Source organism: Rhodobacter capsulatus (assembly GCF_005144475.1).
GTDB classification, from domain to species: domain Bacteria; phylum Pseudomonadota; class Alphaproteobacteria; order Rhodobacterales; family Rhodobacteraceae; genus Rhodobacter; species Rhodobacter capsulatus_C.
The window spans coordinates 1-13,599 of the sequence record NZ_SWJZ01000052.1 but is presented as its reverse complement, the minus strand read 5'-3'; the positions used below and the strand labels follow the sequence as shown (position 1 = coordinate 13,599).

Annotated in this window: 11 protein-coding genes; 5 read left to right on the top strand and 6 right to left on the bottom strand. The window is 66.5% G+C overall.

Going from position 1 to position 13,599, the window contains the following annotated elements; all coding sequences use genetic code 11:
- Window positions 1-48: 48 nt before the first annotated feature.
- Genes FBT96_RS12670 through FBT96_RS12660 form a run of 3 tightly spaced genes read right to left on the bottom strand, consistent with a single transcriptional unit; the run spans window position 49 to window position 3,837 of the window.
- Window positions 49-1,752 (bottom strand): peptide ABC transporter substrate-binding protein, encoded by a 1,704-nt coding sequence (locus FBT96_RS12670; protein WP_136907197.1) that lies wholly within the window; start codon window positions 1,750-1,752, stop codon window positions 49-51.
- A 56-nt stretch (window positions 1,753-1,808) separates the two neighbouring features.
- Complete coding sequence (locus FBT96_RS12665) at window positions 1,809-2,819, bottom strand: ABC transporter ATP-binding protein (RefSeq protein WP_136907195.1); 1,011 nt, start codon at window positions 2,817-2,819, stop codon at window positions 1,809-1,811.
- Window positions 2,812-3,837 carry an ABC transporter ATP-binding protein gene (locus tag FBT96_RS12660; RefSeq protein ID WP_136907193.1) on the bottom strand — a complete coding sequence of 342 codons (1,026 nt, stop codon included), beginning with the start codon at window positions 3,835-3,837 and terminating at the stop codon, window positions 2,812-2,814. The genes FBT96_RS12665 and FBT96_RS12660 overlap by 8 nt, the downstream gene beginning before the upstream one ends.
- Before the next feature lie 223 nt (window positions 3,838-4,060).
- On the opposite strand from FBT96_RS12660, the gene FBT96_RS12655 reads away from it, so the two are divergent.
- Together FBT96_RS12655 and FBT96_RS12650 are read left to right on the top strand one after the other, a co-directional pair.
- On the top strand, window positions 4,061-5,401 hold the full coding sequence (locus FBT96_RS12655) for an NAD(P)/FAD-dependent oxidoreductase (RefSeq protein WP_136907191.1): 1,341 nt from the start codon (window positions 4,061-4,063) through the stop codon (window positions 5,399-5,401).
- Window positions 5,402-5,462: 61 nt separating this feature from the next.
- The gene (locus tag FBT96_RS12650) at window positions 5,463-6,629 is read left to right on the top strand and encodes a M20 aminoacylase family protein (RefSeq protein WP_136907189.1); all 1,167 of its coding nucleotides are present in this window, start codon (window positions 5,463-5,465) and stop codon (window positions 6,627-6,629) included.
- Between the two features lie 185 nt (window positions 6,630-6,814).
- Here the strand turns inward: FBT96_RS12650 and FBT96_RS12645 are convergent, their stop codons facing one another.
- From FBT96_RS12645 to kynU, 3 genes are all read right to left on the bottom strand, one after another.
- Complete coding sequence (locus tag FBT96_RS12645) at window positions 6,815-7,222, bottom strand: universal stress protein (protein ID WP_136907187.1); 408 nt, start codon at window positions 7,220-7,222, stop codon at window positions 6,815-6,817.
- 99 nt (window positions 7,223-7,321) lie between these two features.
- Window positions 7,322-8,323, bottom strand: a complete 1,002-nt coding sequence (gene moaA / locus FBT96_RS12640) for a GTP 3',8-cyclase MoaA (RefSeq protein WP_136907185.1) — start codon at window positions 8,321-8,323, stop codon at window positions 7,322-7,324.
- 71 nt (window positions 8,324-8,394) lie between these two features.
- Complete coding sequence (kynU, locus tag FBT96_RS12635; RefSeq protein WP_136907183.1) at window positions 8,395-9,591, bottom strand: kynureninase; 1,197 nt, start codon at window positions 9,589-9,591, stop codon at window positions 8,395-8,397.
- Window positions 9,592-9,675: 84 nt separating this feature from the next.
- Here kynU and FBT96_RS12630 point away from each other — a divergent pair, with 84 nt between their 5' ends.
- From FBT96_RS12630 to FBT96_RS12620, 3 genes are all read left to right on the top strand, one after another.
- Window positions 9,676-10,131, top strand: a complete 456-nt coding sequence (locus tag FBT96_RS12630) for a methyltransferase family protein (RefSeq protein WP_136907181.1) — start codon at window positions 9,676-9,678, stop codon at window positions 10,129-10,131.
- A 291-nt stretch (window positions 10,132-10,422) separates the two neighbouring features.
- Window positions 10,423-11,997, top strand: a complete 1,575-nt coding sequence (locus FBT96_RS12625; RefSeq protein WP_136907179.1) for a Re/Si-specific NAD(P)(+) transhydrogenase subunit alpha — start codon at window positions 10,423-10,425, stop codon at window positions 11,995-11,997.
- A gap of 15 nt (window positions 11,998-12,012) precedes the next feature.
- A complete protein-coding gene (locus tag FBT96_RS12620; protein WP_136907177.1) occupies window positions 12,013-13,449 on the top strand; it encodes an NAD(P)(+) transhydrogenase (Re/Si-specific) subunit beta in 1,437 nt (478 codons plus the stop codon).
- Window positions 13,450-13,599 lie beyond the last annotated feature (150 nt).

The window sequence follows — 13,599 nt, the reverse complement described above, 5'->3', positions numbered from 1 at the left end:
GGTCGGACCGGCCCTGCCGGTCCGACCTCACGGTCTCTTATCTTGCGATCACTTCGCCCGCGACCAGTCGGCCACGTTCCAGTACTCGCTGTCCCAGGCGTTCATCTCGACGCCCACGAGCGTGTTCGACACCGCCGAGAAGCGGGCGCGGTTCGCCAGCGGCACCGTCACCATCGCATCCTTGGTCACCATGTCGTTCAGCTTCTTGATCTGGTCGGCGCGGGCGCCCGCATCGGCGGTCGTCAGCATTTCCTTGATCAGCGCATCGTAATCCGGGTTGCAGAAGCGCGGGATGTTTTCCCCCTGCCACTGATCCTCGGGCTTCGGTGCCTTTTCGCAGGTCAGCTGCGCCAGATAGGCTTGCGGGTCGGTGCCGTCCCATTCGTTCGCGAACATCTGCACATCGGCGTAGAACTTCTGGAACGTGTCGGGCGAGCCCGCATCGCCGCCGAAGAAGACCGACGGGTCGATCTGTTTCAGCTCGACCTCGATGCCGACATCATTCCACCACTGCTTGATCATCGCCTGGAAGTTCTGCCGGATCGGGTTGACCGAGGTCTGGAACACCAGGCTCAGCTTCTTGCCGTCCTTGTCGCGGATGCCGTCGCCGTCGGTATCGGTCCAGCCCGCCTCATCCAGCAGCTTCTTCGCGCCGTCGACGTCCTGCGTCAGGCAGCCGGTGTTGTCCGAGGCGAACATTTCGGGCGCCGGAACCAGGTTGCAGGTCGGCCGCGCGGCCTCGCCATAGCCGATTTCGACCAGCAGCGACCGGTCGATCGCCATCGACAGCGCCTGCCGCACGCGCAGGTCCGAGAACACCGGATGCGGATGCTTGGTGGTCGAGCGCTCGCCCTCGGGCTGCGCCGAGGAGGGGTCGGTCATGTTCAGTTCCAGCCGTTCGACCAGCCCGCCATAAGCGGTCATGAACTTGCCCTTGCCCGCGGCGATCATCTGCGCCTGCACTTCGGGCTCGATCTGGGTGTTCCAGCCGTAGTCGTATTCGGCCGTCTCCATCACGGCGCGCGCCGTCGACATCGCGTCGTTGCCGCCCTTGAGCGTCGCACGGGCGAAGGCGGGCTTGGCCGGATCGCGGTAATGGGGGTTCGCCTCGAACACCGCCACGTCATTGGTCTTGAAGTCGGTGACCATGAACGGGCCGGTGCCGATCGGCATGAAGTTCGCTTCGGTGCAGCTCGAGGCATTGGCGCCCAGGCATTTCTCGAATTGCGCCTTTTGCAGGATCGGTGCCAGCGCGCCGACGAAGGCGGAATAGGGGTTCGTCTTCGGCTTCAGGAAGGTGATCTTCACGGTCAGCGGATCGACGGCTTCGATCTTCTCGATGCCCTCGAACTTCGACAGCTGCGCGCAGCCACCCGCCGGATCCATGCAGTATTGGCCGGTGAAGACCACGTCATCGGCGGTGAAATCGGTGCCGTCCGACCATTTCACGCCGGGCAGCAGTTTCCAGGTGATGGTCTTGCCATCCGCCGAGACACCGCCGTTTTCCAGCGTCGGGATGTCCGCGGCGAGGCGGGCCATCAGCGTGCCATCGGGCTTGTAGGAGGCCAGCGGTTCCGAGACCAGCGAGGAGGCGTTGATGTCCTTGGTGCCCGAGGACAGATACTGGTTCATCGTCGAGGCGGCCTGCGACTGGATGATCTTCAGCTCACCGTCCGAACCGCGTTCGGCGAACGCGGCGGGCGCAAAGGCCAGCACGGCGGCGGCCCCCATCAAAGCGGTCTTGAGTTTCATGCGTCCTCTCCTTCATGGATGCAGAGATCACGTGTGCTCGGGCTCTTGCCCGCGTGTCACGCCGCCGTTTGCCCGGCGGTCTGATTGTGCAGATGGCAGGCGGTGAAATGCCCCGGCGCCACTTCGCGATACTCGGGCTCGACCGAGCGGCACAGATCCATCACCTTCGGGCAGCGGGTGCAGAAATTGCAGCCCTTGGGCGGATTGGCGGGCGAGGGCACGTCGCCCTTGAGGATGATCCGCTGCCGGGTCTTTTCGGCATTCGGATCGGGCTCGGGCACGGCGGACAGAAGCGCCTGCGTATAGGGATGCAGCGGCGCCTCATAAAGCGCATCGCGCGAGGCCAGCTCGACGATCCGGCCCAGATACATCACCGCGACGCGGTCGGCGATGTGGCGCACCATCGACAGGTCGTGGCTGATGAAGAGATAGGTCAGCCCAAGGCTGTCCTGCAATTCTTCCAGAAGGTTCACCACCTGCGCCTGAATCGACACGTCCAAGGCCGCGATCGGCTCGTCGCAGACGATGAAGCGCGGGTTCAGCGCCAGCGCCCGGGCAATGCCGATGCGCTGCCGCTGGCCGCCGGAAAATTCATGCGGGTAACGGTTGGCGAAATCGCGGTTCAGCCCGACCTTGTCCATCAGCTCATAGATCCGGGCCAGTTTCTGCGCCCGGTTCAGCGTCGTGTGTTCGTCCAAGGGCTCGCCGATGATCCCCGCCACCGTCATGCGCGGGTTCAAGGACGCCTGCGGATCCTGAAACACCATCTGCATCTTCGGCCGCAGCGCGCGCAATTCGCCCGGCGGCGCGGCCAGGACATCCTCGCCGTCGATCAGCACCGAGCCCGCGGTGGGTTCGTAAAGCCGCAGCACCGCCCGCCCGCAGGTGGACTTGCCGCAGCCCGATTCCCCCACCAGACCGAGGGTTTCGCCCTCAAAGATGGTGAAGGTCACGTCATCGACCGCCTTCACGTCGCCGACCTTGGCGCGGAACAGCCCCGCGGTGATCGGGAAATACATCTTCAGCCCTTCGACCTCGACCAGAGGCCGCTTGCCGCCGTCAAACATCGGCTTTCTCCGTCACTTCCCGGCGCGGGGCATCGGTGTCGAAATCCCAAAAACAGGCCGCATCATGGCCCGGACCCACGTCATACCGCGCCGGATTGCCCGCGTCGCAAGCGGCAAAGCGCAAGGAACAGCGGTCGCGGAACGGGCAGGCGGTGGGGGCGGCGCGCAGGATCGGCGGCTGGCCCTCGATCACGTTCAGCTTCTCGGCCCGCTCGCCGCGCACAGAGGGAACGGTCTGCAAAAGCGCCCGCGTATAGGGGTGGCGGGGCTTGGCGAAGACCTCCTTGACCGTGCCATGTTCGACGATCTGGCCGCCATACATGACCATGATCCGGTCGGCGATGCCCGCGATCACGCCCAGATCATGGGTGATCCAGACGATCGCCATGCCGAGTTTCTGGCGAAGATCCTTCACCAGTTCAAGGATTTGCGCCTGAATCGTCACATCCAGCGCGGTCGTGGGTTCATCCGCGATCAGCACTTTCGGATCGCAGGCCAGCGCGATGGCGATCATCACCCGCTGCCGCATGCCGCCCGAAAACTGGTGCGGGAAATCCTTCAGCCGCCGCCCGGCATCGGGAATGCCGACCAGTTCAAGCAGCTCTTGCGCGCGGATCTGCGCCTGCGCCTTGGTCATCCCCATATGCTTCATCAGCGGCTCGCGCAGCTGATAGCCCACGGTGAAGACCGGGTTGAGCGACGTCATCGGGTCCTGAAAGATGAAGCCGACGCCGGGGCCGCGCACCGCGCGCAGCTGCGCCGGGGTGCATTTGAGCAGATCAAGCCCGTCGAACATCACGCTGCCCTCGCGCACCTCGGCGGGGGGGCTGGGCAGAAGCCCGATCAGCGACATCATGGTGACGGATTTGCCGGACCCCGACTCGCCCACCACGCCCAGCAATTCGCCGGGTTTCAGGTCGAACGAGACAGAGTTGACCGCATGCACCTCGCCGCCACGGGTGCGAAAGATCGTCTTGAGGTTCGTCACCTCGAGCACGGGCTGCGCGCCATTGCGCATTGCGTCCCCCAGTCTTTGACTTGCGCCGTTTTCCGGCGTTGTTCTGCATTTCTTCACGGATAGGTGAAGATATTTGACCGATTGTTAGAGATTTTCGCGCCCAGTGCAAGCGCTAACGCGGCGGCAGCCCTGCGCGGGCCGCATGTCCCCCGTTCGCGCGCCGGGCTTGACCTTGCGGCCGCGCCGGTCAAGCCTGCACCATCCCGACCCGAAGGAGATGCCGATGCCGTTTGTGATTTCGCTCAAGGACCCGGTCCGTTTTTCCGCCCCCCTGCCCGAGGCGGCGGATGTGGTGGTGGTGGGCGCGGGCATCGCCGGGGTGATGGCGGCTCATTTTCTTGCGCTGGCCGGGCGTCGGGTTGTGGTTTTGGAAAAGGGCCGGGTGGCGGGCGAGCAATCTTCGCGAAACTGGGGCTGGATCCGGCAACAGGGCCGCGATCCGGCGGAATTGCCGATCATGCAGGAGGCGATGCGGCTGTGGGAGGGGCTTGCCGCCGAGCTGGGCCCCGGGCTCGGCTTTCGCCGTTGCGGCGTCGCCTATCTGTCCGACAAGCCCGCCACGGCCGAGGCTTTTGCCGCCTGGGTCGATTTGGCGCGGGCGCATGGGCTCGAAAGTCACCATCTGGGCCGGGCGCAGCTGGCGGCGGCGATTCCCCATGCCACGACTTGGGTGACCGGGCTGATCACGCCCTCCGATGCCCGGGCCGAGCCCTTCGTCGCCGTGCCGATGCTGGCCGAGCGCGCCCGGCGGGCGGGGGTGACGGTGATCGAGCATTGCGCGGTGCGCGCGCTCGACATCGTCGGCGGCAAGGTGGCGGGTGTCGTCACCGAAGACGGCCGCATCCGCTGTGACCAGGTGCTGGTGGCGGCCGGGGCCTGGTCCTCGCTGTTCCTGCGTCGCCACGGGTTGAGCCTGCCGCAGCTGCTGGTGCGCTCGACCGTGGCGCAGACTGTGCCCCTGCCCGAGATCACGCAAGTGTCGGGCGTCGATGACGTCTTTGCCTGGCGGCGGCGGCTCGATGGCAGCTATACGGTGGCGCCCGGGACGTCGCATGATTTCTACATGGGGCCGGACGGGCTGCGGCATTTCCTCAAATACACGCCGCAGATGCGCCGCGACCTGTCGAAGACCGCGATCCATCTGCGCGCGCCCGAACCGGGCTGGCCCGATGGCTGGACGACGGCGCGGATGTGGTCGGAGGATCGCGAGAGCCCGTTCGAGCGTTGCCGGATTCTGGACCCCGCGCCGAACCGGGTGTTCCTGCACAATGTGCAGCGCGCCTTCGGCCGGGCCTTTCCGTCTTTGGGCGAACCGAAGCTGGTGCGCGACTGGGCCGGGATGATCGACGTGATGCCCGACACCGTGCCGGTGCTGGATGCCGCGCCGCTCTCCGGGCTTTACGTCGCCACCGGGCTTTCGGGCCATGGCTTCGGGATCGGGCCGGGTGTCGGGCGGGTGATGGCCAGCCTGATGACCGGAGACCCCCCCGGCCATGACCTGAGCCGTTTCCGCTGGGGACGTTTTACCGACGGATCAAAAATCGACCTCGGCCCCACCTTCTGACCTTGTCGCCGCGGTCAAAGCCTGCGACGCTTCGACGATCTTTGCCAAGAAAGACAGGACCATGCCCGTCAAGAACCGCTTCGCCGAACTGCTGCCCGAGATCACCGCCTGGCGGCGCGACTTCCACGAAAACCCGGAACTGCTTTACGAGGTGCACCGCACCGCCGCCAAGGTGGCGGGGCTTCTGCGCGACTTCGGCTGCGACGAGGTGGTCGAGGGCATCGGCCGCACCGGCGTCGTCGGCGTGATCAAGGGCCGCACGGATACCGCGGGCCGGGTGGTGGGGCTGCGCGCCGACATGGATGCGCTGCCGATCGTCGAACAGACCGGGGCGGCGCATGCCTCGAAAGTGCCGGGCAAGATGCATGCCTGCGGCCATGACGGCCATACCGCGATGCTGCTGGGCGCGGCGAAATATCTGGCCGAGACGCGGAATTTCGACGGCACCGCGGTCGTCATCTTCCAACCGGCCGAGGAGGGCGGCGGCGGCGGCAAGGCGATGGTCGACGATGGCATGATGGAGCGCTGGGGGATTCAGGAAGTCTACGGCATGCACAACATGCCGGGCTTCCCGGTCGGCAGCTTCGCCATCCGCCCCGGTCCGATGATGGCCGCGACCGATCAGTTCGACATCGTGGTGACCGGCAAGGGCGGCCATGCGGCGAAACCGCATGACTGCATCGACACGACGCTGGTGGCGTCGCATATCGTCGTCGCGATGCAGCAGATCGCGTCGCGCAATGTCGATCCGCTGAAACAGGTCGTGGTCTCGATCTGCACCTTCCGCACGGAAAGCGAGGCTTACAACGTCATTCCGCAAACGGTGCTGCTGCGCGGCACGGTGCGCTCTCTCGACCCCGGCGTGCGCGATCTGGCCGAGGCGCGGGTGAAGGCGGTGGCCGAAGGCATCGCGGCGGCGCATGGCGCCACGGTCGAGATCGCCTATGTCCGCGGTTATCCGGTGACGATGAACACGCCCGAAAACACCGAGTATGCCATCGACGTGGCGCAGGCGGTCTCGGGCCAAGTCGACACCGCGGTCGCGCCGATGATGGGGGGCGAGGATTTCTCCTACATGCTGAACGCGCGGCCGGGCGCCTATATCTTCCTTGGCAATGGCGACAGCGCGATGGTGCACCACCCGGCCTATGACTTCGACGACAGCGCGATTCCCTTCGGGTCAAGCTGGTATGCCGGGATGGTCGAAAGCCGGATGCCCGCGGCCTGAGCGGGGCAGGGGGGCGCTGCCCCCCTCTTTGCCTTCGGCAAATTCACCCCCCGGGATATTTGCGCCAAGGTGAAACCAAGGCGGAAAGAAGGGCGCCCCGCGCGGAGCGCCCTTTTTCCTTTCACCTTGGCGAAAATATCCCGGGGGGAGGCCGCAAGGCCGCGGGGGGCAGAGCCCCCCTTGCCTTAGCGCAGCACCATGACCGAACAGGGCGCGTGGCGCACCACCCGCGCCGCGGTCGAGCCGATCAGGTAATCGCCCAGACCCGGCCGGTGCCCGGCGATCACCACGCAATCGGCGCCGATCTCGTCCACCAGATCGAGGATCTCGTTCGCCGCATGGCCTTGCCGCAGCACCCCCGCGCCGTTCTCGAAATCGCCCGCCAGCGCGTCGAGCTGGTTCTGCAGCGCCCGGCGCAACTCGGCGTCATAGCCTTCGGGCATGTAGGAAATCGCATAGCCCGGCACATCGGCCATCACATGCACGATGGTCACCCGCGCCCCCGCCGCGGCCAGCGTCCGGGCCACATTCAGCGCCGTGTCGGGATTGTGTGCCTCGTCGAAGGCGACGGGCACGATGATGTTGGAATACATGGCGGACTCCTTTGAAGGCGTCGTTTCGGATGGTTTCATTCTGCCCGGGAAACAGGCGGGCGCCTTGATGCAGGTCACGCTTTCTGCCCGTTTCCGGACTTACCCCCCGGTCTGGTTCATGCCGCGCCCGACCCGGCCCGAGATCCCGGTGGCGCCATAGCCGAAATCATGCCCCCGCGGCTTGCGCCCGATCGCGGCGCGGATCGCCCCGATCAGGGCCGTGTCGCCTTCCGAGCCGCGCAGGGCCGCGCGCAGGTCGGTGCCGCCCTCCTGTCCCAGGCAGGGGAAAAGCATGCCCGTGGCGCTGATCCGCACCCGGTTGCAGGAAGCGCAAAAGCCGTGCGACAGCGGTGTGATGAAACCGATCCTTTGCCCGGTTTCGGCGGCGCGGACATAGCGGGCGGGGCCGCCCGTCGTCTCGGGCAGGTCGGTCAGGCTCAGGTGATCGGAAAGCCGCGCCCGCACCTCGGCCAGCGACAGGAAGGTGGCGGCGCGATCTTGCATCGGCATCTCGCCCACCGGCATCACCTCGATGAAGCTCAGATCATGGCCCTCGGCCCCGGCCCAGGCCGCCAGGTCCGGCAGCTCGTCTTCGTTCACCCCGCGCAGGGCGACGGTGTTGATCTTCACCCGCAGCCCGGCCGTTTTGGCCGCGGCGATGCCCGCCAGCACATCCGCCAGATCGCCGCGCCTTGTGATCGCCTTGAACCGCTCCGCCCGCAGGCTGTCGAGCGAGACATTCACCCGTTTCACCCCGCAGGCGGCCAGATCGGCGGCATGGGCCGCGAGCGTCGCGCCGTTCGTGGTCAGCGTCAGCTCGCGCAGCGCGCCGGTTTCGAGATGCCGCGACAGCGCCCGAAACAGGCTCATCACGTTGCGGCGCAACAGCGGCTCGCCGCCGGTGAGGCGCAGCTTGTGCACCCCCAGCCCGACGAAGACGGAGCAGAGCCGGTCGAGTTCCTCGAGCGAGAGCAGATCGGCGCGCGGCAGGAACCGGGTGCCCTCGTCCATGCAATAGCTGCAGCGAAAATCGCAGCGATCCGTCACCGAGACCCGCAGGTAGGTGATGGCCCGCGCAAAAGGGTCGGCCAGATGTTCCATGCCTTGAAATTAGGCGATGCGCCGCGGCCCGGCAAGCGCGGACTGCGGCGGCTTGTCGCGCTCGGGCGACATCAGGTCACTTTCGCCCGGGCGTGGAATTCGGGCCGGTCCCAGGCCCGCGTCGCCATCACCTCGGTCAGGATGTCCGCGGCGCGGTCGATCTCGGGCTCGCCGATGTAAAGCGGCGTCACGCCGAAGCGCAGGATGTCGGGGGCGCGGAAATCGCCGATCACGCCGCGGGCGATCAGCGCCTGCATGATCGCGTAACCCTGGGCATGGGCGAAGCTGACCTGCGACCCGCGGGCCTGCGGATCGCGCGGGGTCACAAGGGTCAGATCGGGGCAGCCTGCCTCGACCGCGGCGATGAAGCGGGAGGTCAGCGCAATCGAGCGGGCGCGGATTTCGGCCATGCTGACGCCGTCCCAGACATCAAGTGCCGCATCCAGCGCGGCGAGCTGCAGCACCGGCGGCGTGCCGACGCGCATCCGCGCCGTGCCCGGGGCGGGGCGGTAGCCGGGCTCGAACGCGAAGGGCGCGTCATGGCCGAGCCAGCCCGAGAGCACCGGCTGCACCTGGCCCGCGTGACGCGGCGCGACATAGATGAAGGCCGGGCCGCCGGGGCCGGAGTTCAGGTATTTGTAGGTGCAACCGGCGGCGAAATCGGCGCCTGCCCCCGCCAGATCGACCGGCACCGCGCCCGCGGAATGGGCCAGATCCCAGAACGCCAGCGCCCCCGCGGCATGGGCTTTCGCGGTCAGGGCCGTCATGTCGTGCTTGCGGCCGGTGCGGTAATCGACCTCGGTCAGCATCGTCACCGCCACGGTCTCGTCGATCGCGGCCGCGACCTGATCCGGCGCGACGGTGCGCAGCTCATACCCCTGCCCCAGAAGCCCGGTCAGCCCCTGCGCCATGTAAAGATCGGTGGGGAAATTGCCGCTGTCGGACAGGATCACCCGGCGGTCGGGGCGCAGCTGCAAGGCCGCATCGAGCGCCTGAAACACCTTGATCGAGAGCGTGTCGCCCAGCGTCACCGACCCCGGCTCCGCCCCGATCAGCCGCCCGATCCGGGTGCCCAGACGCTCGGGCAGGTCCATCCACCCGGCCTTGTTCCAGGCGGTGATCAGCATCGCGCCCCATTCGGCGCGGATCGCGGCCTGGACCCGTGGGGCGACGGCGCGTGGCAGCGGCCCGAGCGAATTGCCGTCCAGATAGATCACGTCCGCGGGCAGGTCGAAAAGCGCCTTGGTGGCGGTGAAATCGGTGGTCATCATGGTCTCCTTTCGCGCAGACTGGCCCGGGCGGAGGGCGGCTGCAAGGGCCTGGCCGCGTCGCCCCGGGACAGGAGAGGCCGCATGCGCGTGAAACAGGCGCTGAGACAGATCGATCTGCCGCCGCTTTGGCTGGGGCTGTTCGCCGCCGCGGTCTGGCTGACCGGGCGGGCCCTGCCGCTGCCGCTGCCCTTCACCCATCCGCCGGGTCATGCGCTGGTGCTGGCGGGCGTCGTGCTGACGCTTGTCGCGGCGGCGCAGATGGTGCTGGCGCGCACCCCCCTCATTCCGCGCCGCACGCCGGGGCGGCTGGTGACGGGCGGGGTCTTCGCGCTCTCGCGCAATCCGATCTATCTGGCGGATGCGCTGATCCTGGCCGGGCTGGTGCTGGTCTGGGACGCCGCGCTGGCCGCGCCGCTGGTGCCCGCCTTCATGGCGCTGATCACCCGTCGCTACATCCGCGGCGAAGAGGTCGTCATCGCCACGCTTTTTGGCGCCGACTACGAGGCCTATCGCGCCAGGGTCCGGCGCTGGCTGTGACCGATTTGCTGCGTTGCAGAAAAATCGTCGCACCCCCTCGCAATCCCTGTGCCAAATCCGCGCTGCGGCGGGGCGGTGGATCCTTGCCAAACCCTTGAATCAGCGCCGAAATTGTCAGCGGTAACATGGTATGCAAAAGTATACCGAAGGGGGGACTTCACCCGGCACCAGATTTGCAAGTCTTACGTGTGATCAATCGCTTGTGAAACTTTCTTACGCGGTGTTAAGAGGTCTCGCCACGTTTTGTCCCCGGGCTGAAATCGTCCCGGGGCAGCATTGGGAGAGACAGAAGTGAAAATCGGCGCTCCGAAGGAGATTTTCGAGGGAGAGGCGCGCGTCGCGCTGACCCCCGACTCTGCGGTCCAGCTGCAAAAGCTGGGGCACATTTGTTTCGTCGAGGCGGGGGCGGGTCATGCCGCCGGCTTCGAGGATTCGGCCTACGAAGCCGTCGGCGTGACCGTGGTGAAGGGCGCCGAGGCGCTGTTCGACGCGGTCGACGTGGTGGCCAAGGTGCGCCCGCCGGTTGATGCGGAAGTGGCCCGGCTGAAGGCCGGCAAGACGCTGATTTCCTTTTTCTATCCGGCGCAGAACAAGGATCTGCTGGAGGCCGCGAAGGCCACCGGGGCGAATGTGATCGCGATGGACATGGTGCCGCGGATTTCGCGCGCGCAAAAAATGGACGCGCTGTCGTCCATGGCGAACATCTCGGGCTATCGCGCGGTGATCGAGGCGGGCAACAACTTCGGCCGCTTCTTCACCGGCCAGGTGACGGCGGCGGGCAAGGTGCCCCCGGCCAAGGTGCTGATCGTCGGCGCCGGGGTTGCGGGTCTGGCCGCGATCGGCGCCTCGACGGCGCTGGGCGCGATCACCTATGCCTTTGACGTGCGCCCGGAAGTGGCCGAGCAGATCGAATCGATGGGCGCCGAATTCGTCTATCTCGATTTCGAAGAAAAGGCGCAGGATGGCGCCGCGACGGGTGGCTATGCCGCGCCGTCCTCGCCGGAATTCCGCGAAGCGCAGCTGAAGAAATTCCGCGAACTCGCGCCGCAGATGGACATCGTCATCACCACGGCGCTGATCCCGGGCCGCGATGCGCCGATCCTCTGGACGCGCGACATGGTCGAGGCGATGAAGCGCGGTTCGGTCATCGTCGATCTGGCGGCCGAACGCGGCGGCAACTGCGAGCTGACGAAGAAGGACGAAAAGATCGTCACCCCGAACGGCGTGACGGTGATCGGCTACACCGACTTCCCCTCGCGCATGGCGCAGCAGTCGTCGCAACTGTATTCGACCAACATCCGTCACATGATGACCGACCTGACGCCCGGCAAGGATGGCGTCGTCGTGCACAACATGGAAGACGACGTGATCCGCGGCGCCACCGTGACCTTTGACGGCGCGATCACCTTCCCGCCGCCGCCGCCGAAAATCGCGGCGATCGCGGCGCAAAAGCCGAAGGAAAAGGCCAAGGTCCTGACGCCCGAGGAAATCCGCGCCGCCGAGAAGGCCGCTTTCCGCAAGGAAACCCGCAACCAGATCCTGATGCTGGGCCTGGGCGGCGTGCTGCTTTTGGCGCTGGGTCTTGTGGCGCCTGCGTCCTTCATGGCGCATTTCATCGTCTTCGCGCTGTCGTGCTTCGTCGGCTTCCAGGTGATCTGGAACGTCAGCCACTCGCTGCACACGCCGCTGATGGCGGTGACGAACGCGATTTCCTCGATCATCATTCTGGGCGCGCTGCTGCAGATGGGGTCGGGCTCGTTCCTCGTCATCCTGCTGTCGGGCATTTCGGTCTTCATGGCGGGCATCAACATCTTCGGCGGTTTCATGGTCACCCGGCGCATGCTGGCGATGTTCCAGAAGTCGTAAGCGGAGGAAAGAACAATGGAATTCGGTTTCACCACGGCCGCCTACGTCGTTGCGGCAGTTCTGTTCATCCTTTCGCTGGGCGGCCTTTCGGGGCAGGAAAGCGCGAAACGCGCCGTCTGGTACGGCATCGTCGGCATGGCTTTGGCTGTCGCGGCGACGCTGGTCGGCCCGGGGCAGGGGCTTTGGATCCTGTCGCTGATCCTTCTGGGCGCGGGCGGCTTTTATGGCATGAAGGTCGCGAAAAAGGTCCAGATGACCGAGATGCCGCAGCTGGTCGCCGCGATGCACTCGCTCGTCGGTCTGGCCGCCGTGCTGGTCGGCTACAACGCCTATATTGAATCGGTGCGCGTGCCGGGCATGGACGAGGCGGCGAAAGCGACGCTCGAAGGCTTCGCGGCGCTCGTCGCCCACAAGACGCCGACCGAGTTGGCGATCCTGCGCGTCGAGCTGTTCCTTGGCGTCTTCATCGGCGCCGTGACCTTCACCGGCTCGATCATCGCTTTCGGGAAACTGGCGGGCAAGGTCGACACCAAGGCGAAGAAACTGCCGGGCGGGCATCTGCTGAACGCGACGGCGGCGCTGACCTCGATCGCCATGCTCGTTCTGTTCATGCTGGGCTATGGCACCTGGCCGCTTCTGGTGATGACGCTTCTGGCGCTCTTCATCGGCTATCACCTGATCATGGGCATCGGCGGCGCCGACATGCCGGTGGTGGTGTCGATGCTGAACAGCTACTCGGGCTGGGCGGCGGCGGCGATCGGCTTCTCGCTTGGCAACGATCTTCTGATCGTCACCGGCGCGCTGGTCGGCTCCTCGGGCGCGATCCTGAGCTACATCATGTGCAAGGCGATGAACCGGTCCTTCGTCTCGGTGATCCTGGGCGGCTTCGGCAACACCTCGGGTCCGGCGATGGAAGTGGCGGGCGAGCAGGTGGCGATCGACGCGCAGGGCGTGGCCGATGCGCTTCTGGAAGCCGACAGCGTCATCATCATCCCGGGCTATGGCATGGCGGTGGCGCAGGCGCAGATGGCGGTTTCGGAACTGACCTCGGTGCTGCGCGGCCGCGGCAAGACCGTGCGCTTCGCCATCCACCCGGTGGCCGGCCGTCTGCCCGGGCACATGAACGTGCTTCTGGCCGAGGCGAAGGTGCCCTATGACATCGTTCTGGAGATGGACGAGATCAACGAGGACTTCGCGACGACCGACGTGGCGATTGTCATCGGCTCGAACGACATCGTGAACCCGGCGGCGCAGGAAGATCCGAATTCGCCGATCGCCGGGATGCCGGTGCTGGAATGCTGGAAGGCGAAACAGGTGTTCGTGTCGAAACGCGGTCAGGGCACCGGCTATTCGGGGATCGAGAACCCGCTGTTCTACAAGGAAAACACCCGCATGTTCTATGGCGACGCGAAGAAGTCGCTGGAAGAGCTGCTGCATCTGATCCGGCACTGAGCCGCCTTTGATCCCGTGACAGAGCCCCGCCGGAAACGGCGGGGTTTTCATTTCGCCCCGGCTGCGCCGGGGCGACCCGGGGGGGGGGGGGGGGGGGGGGGGGGGGGGGGGGGGGGGGGGGGGGGGGGGGGGGGGGGGGGGGGGGGGGGG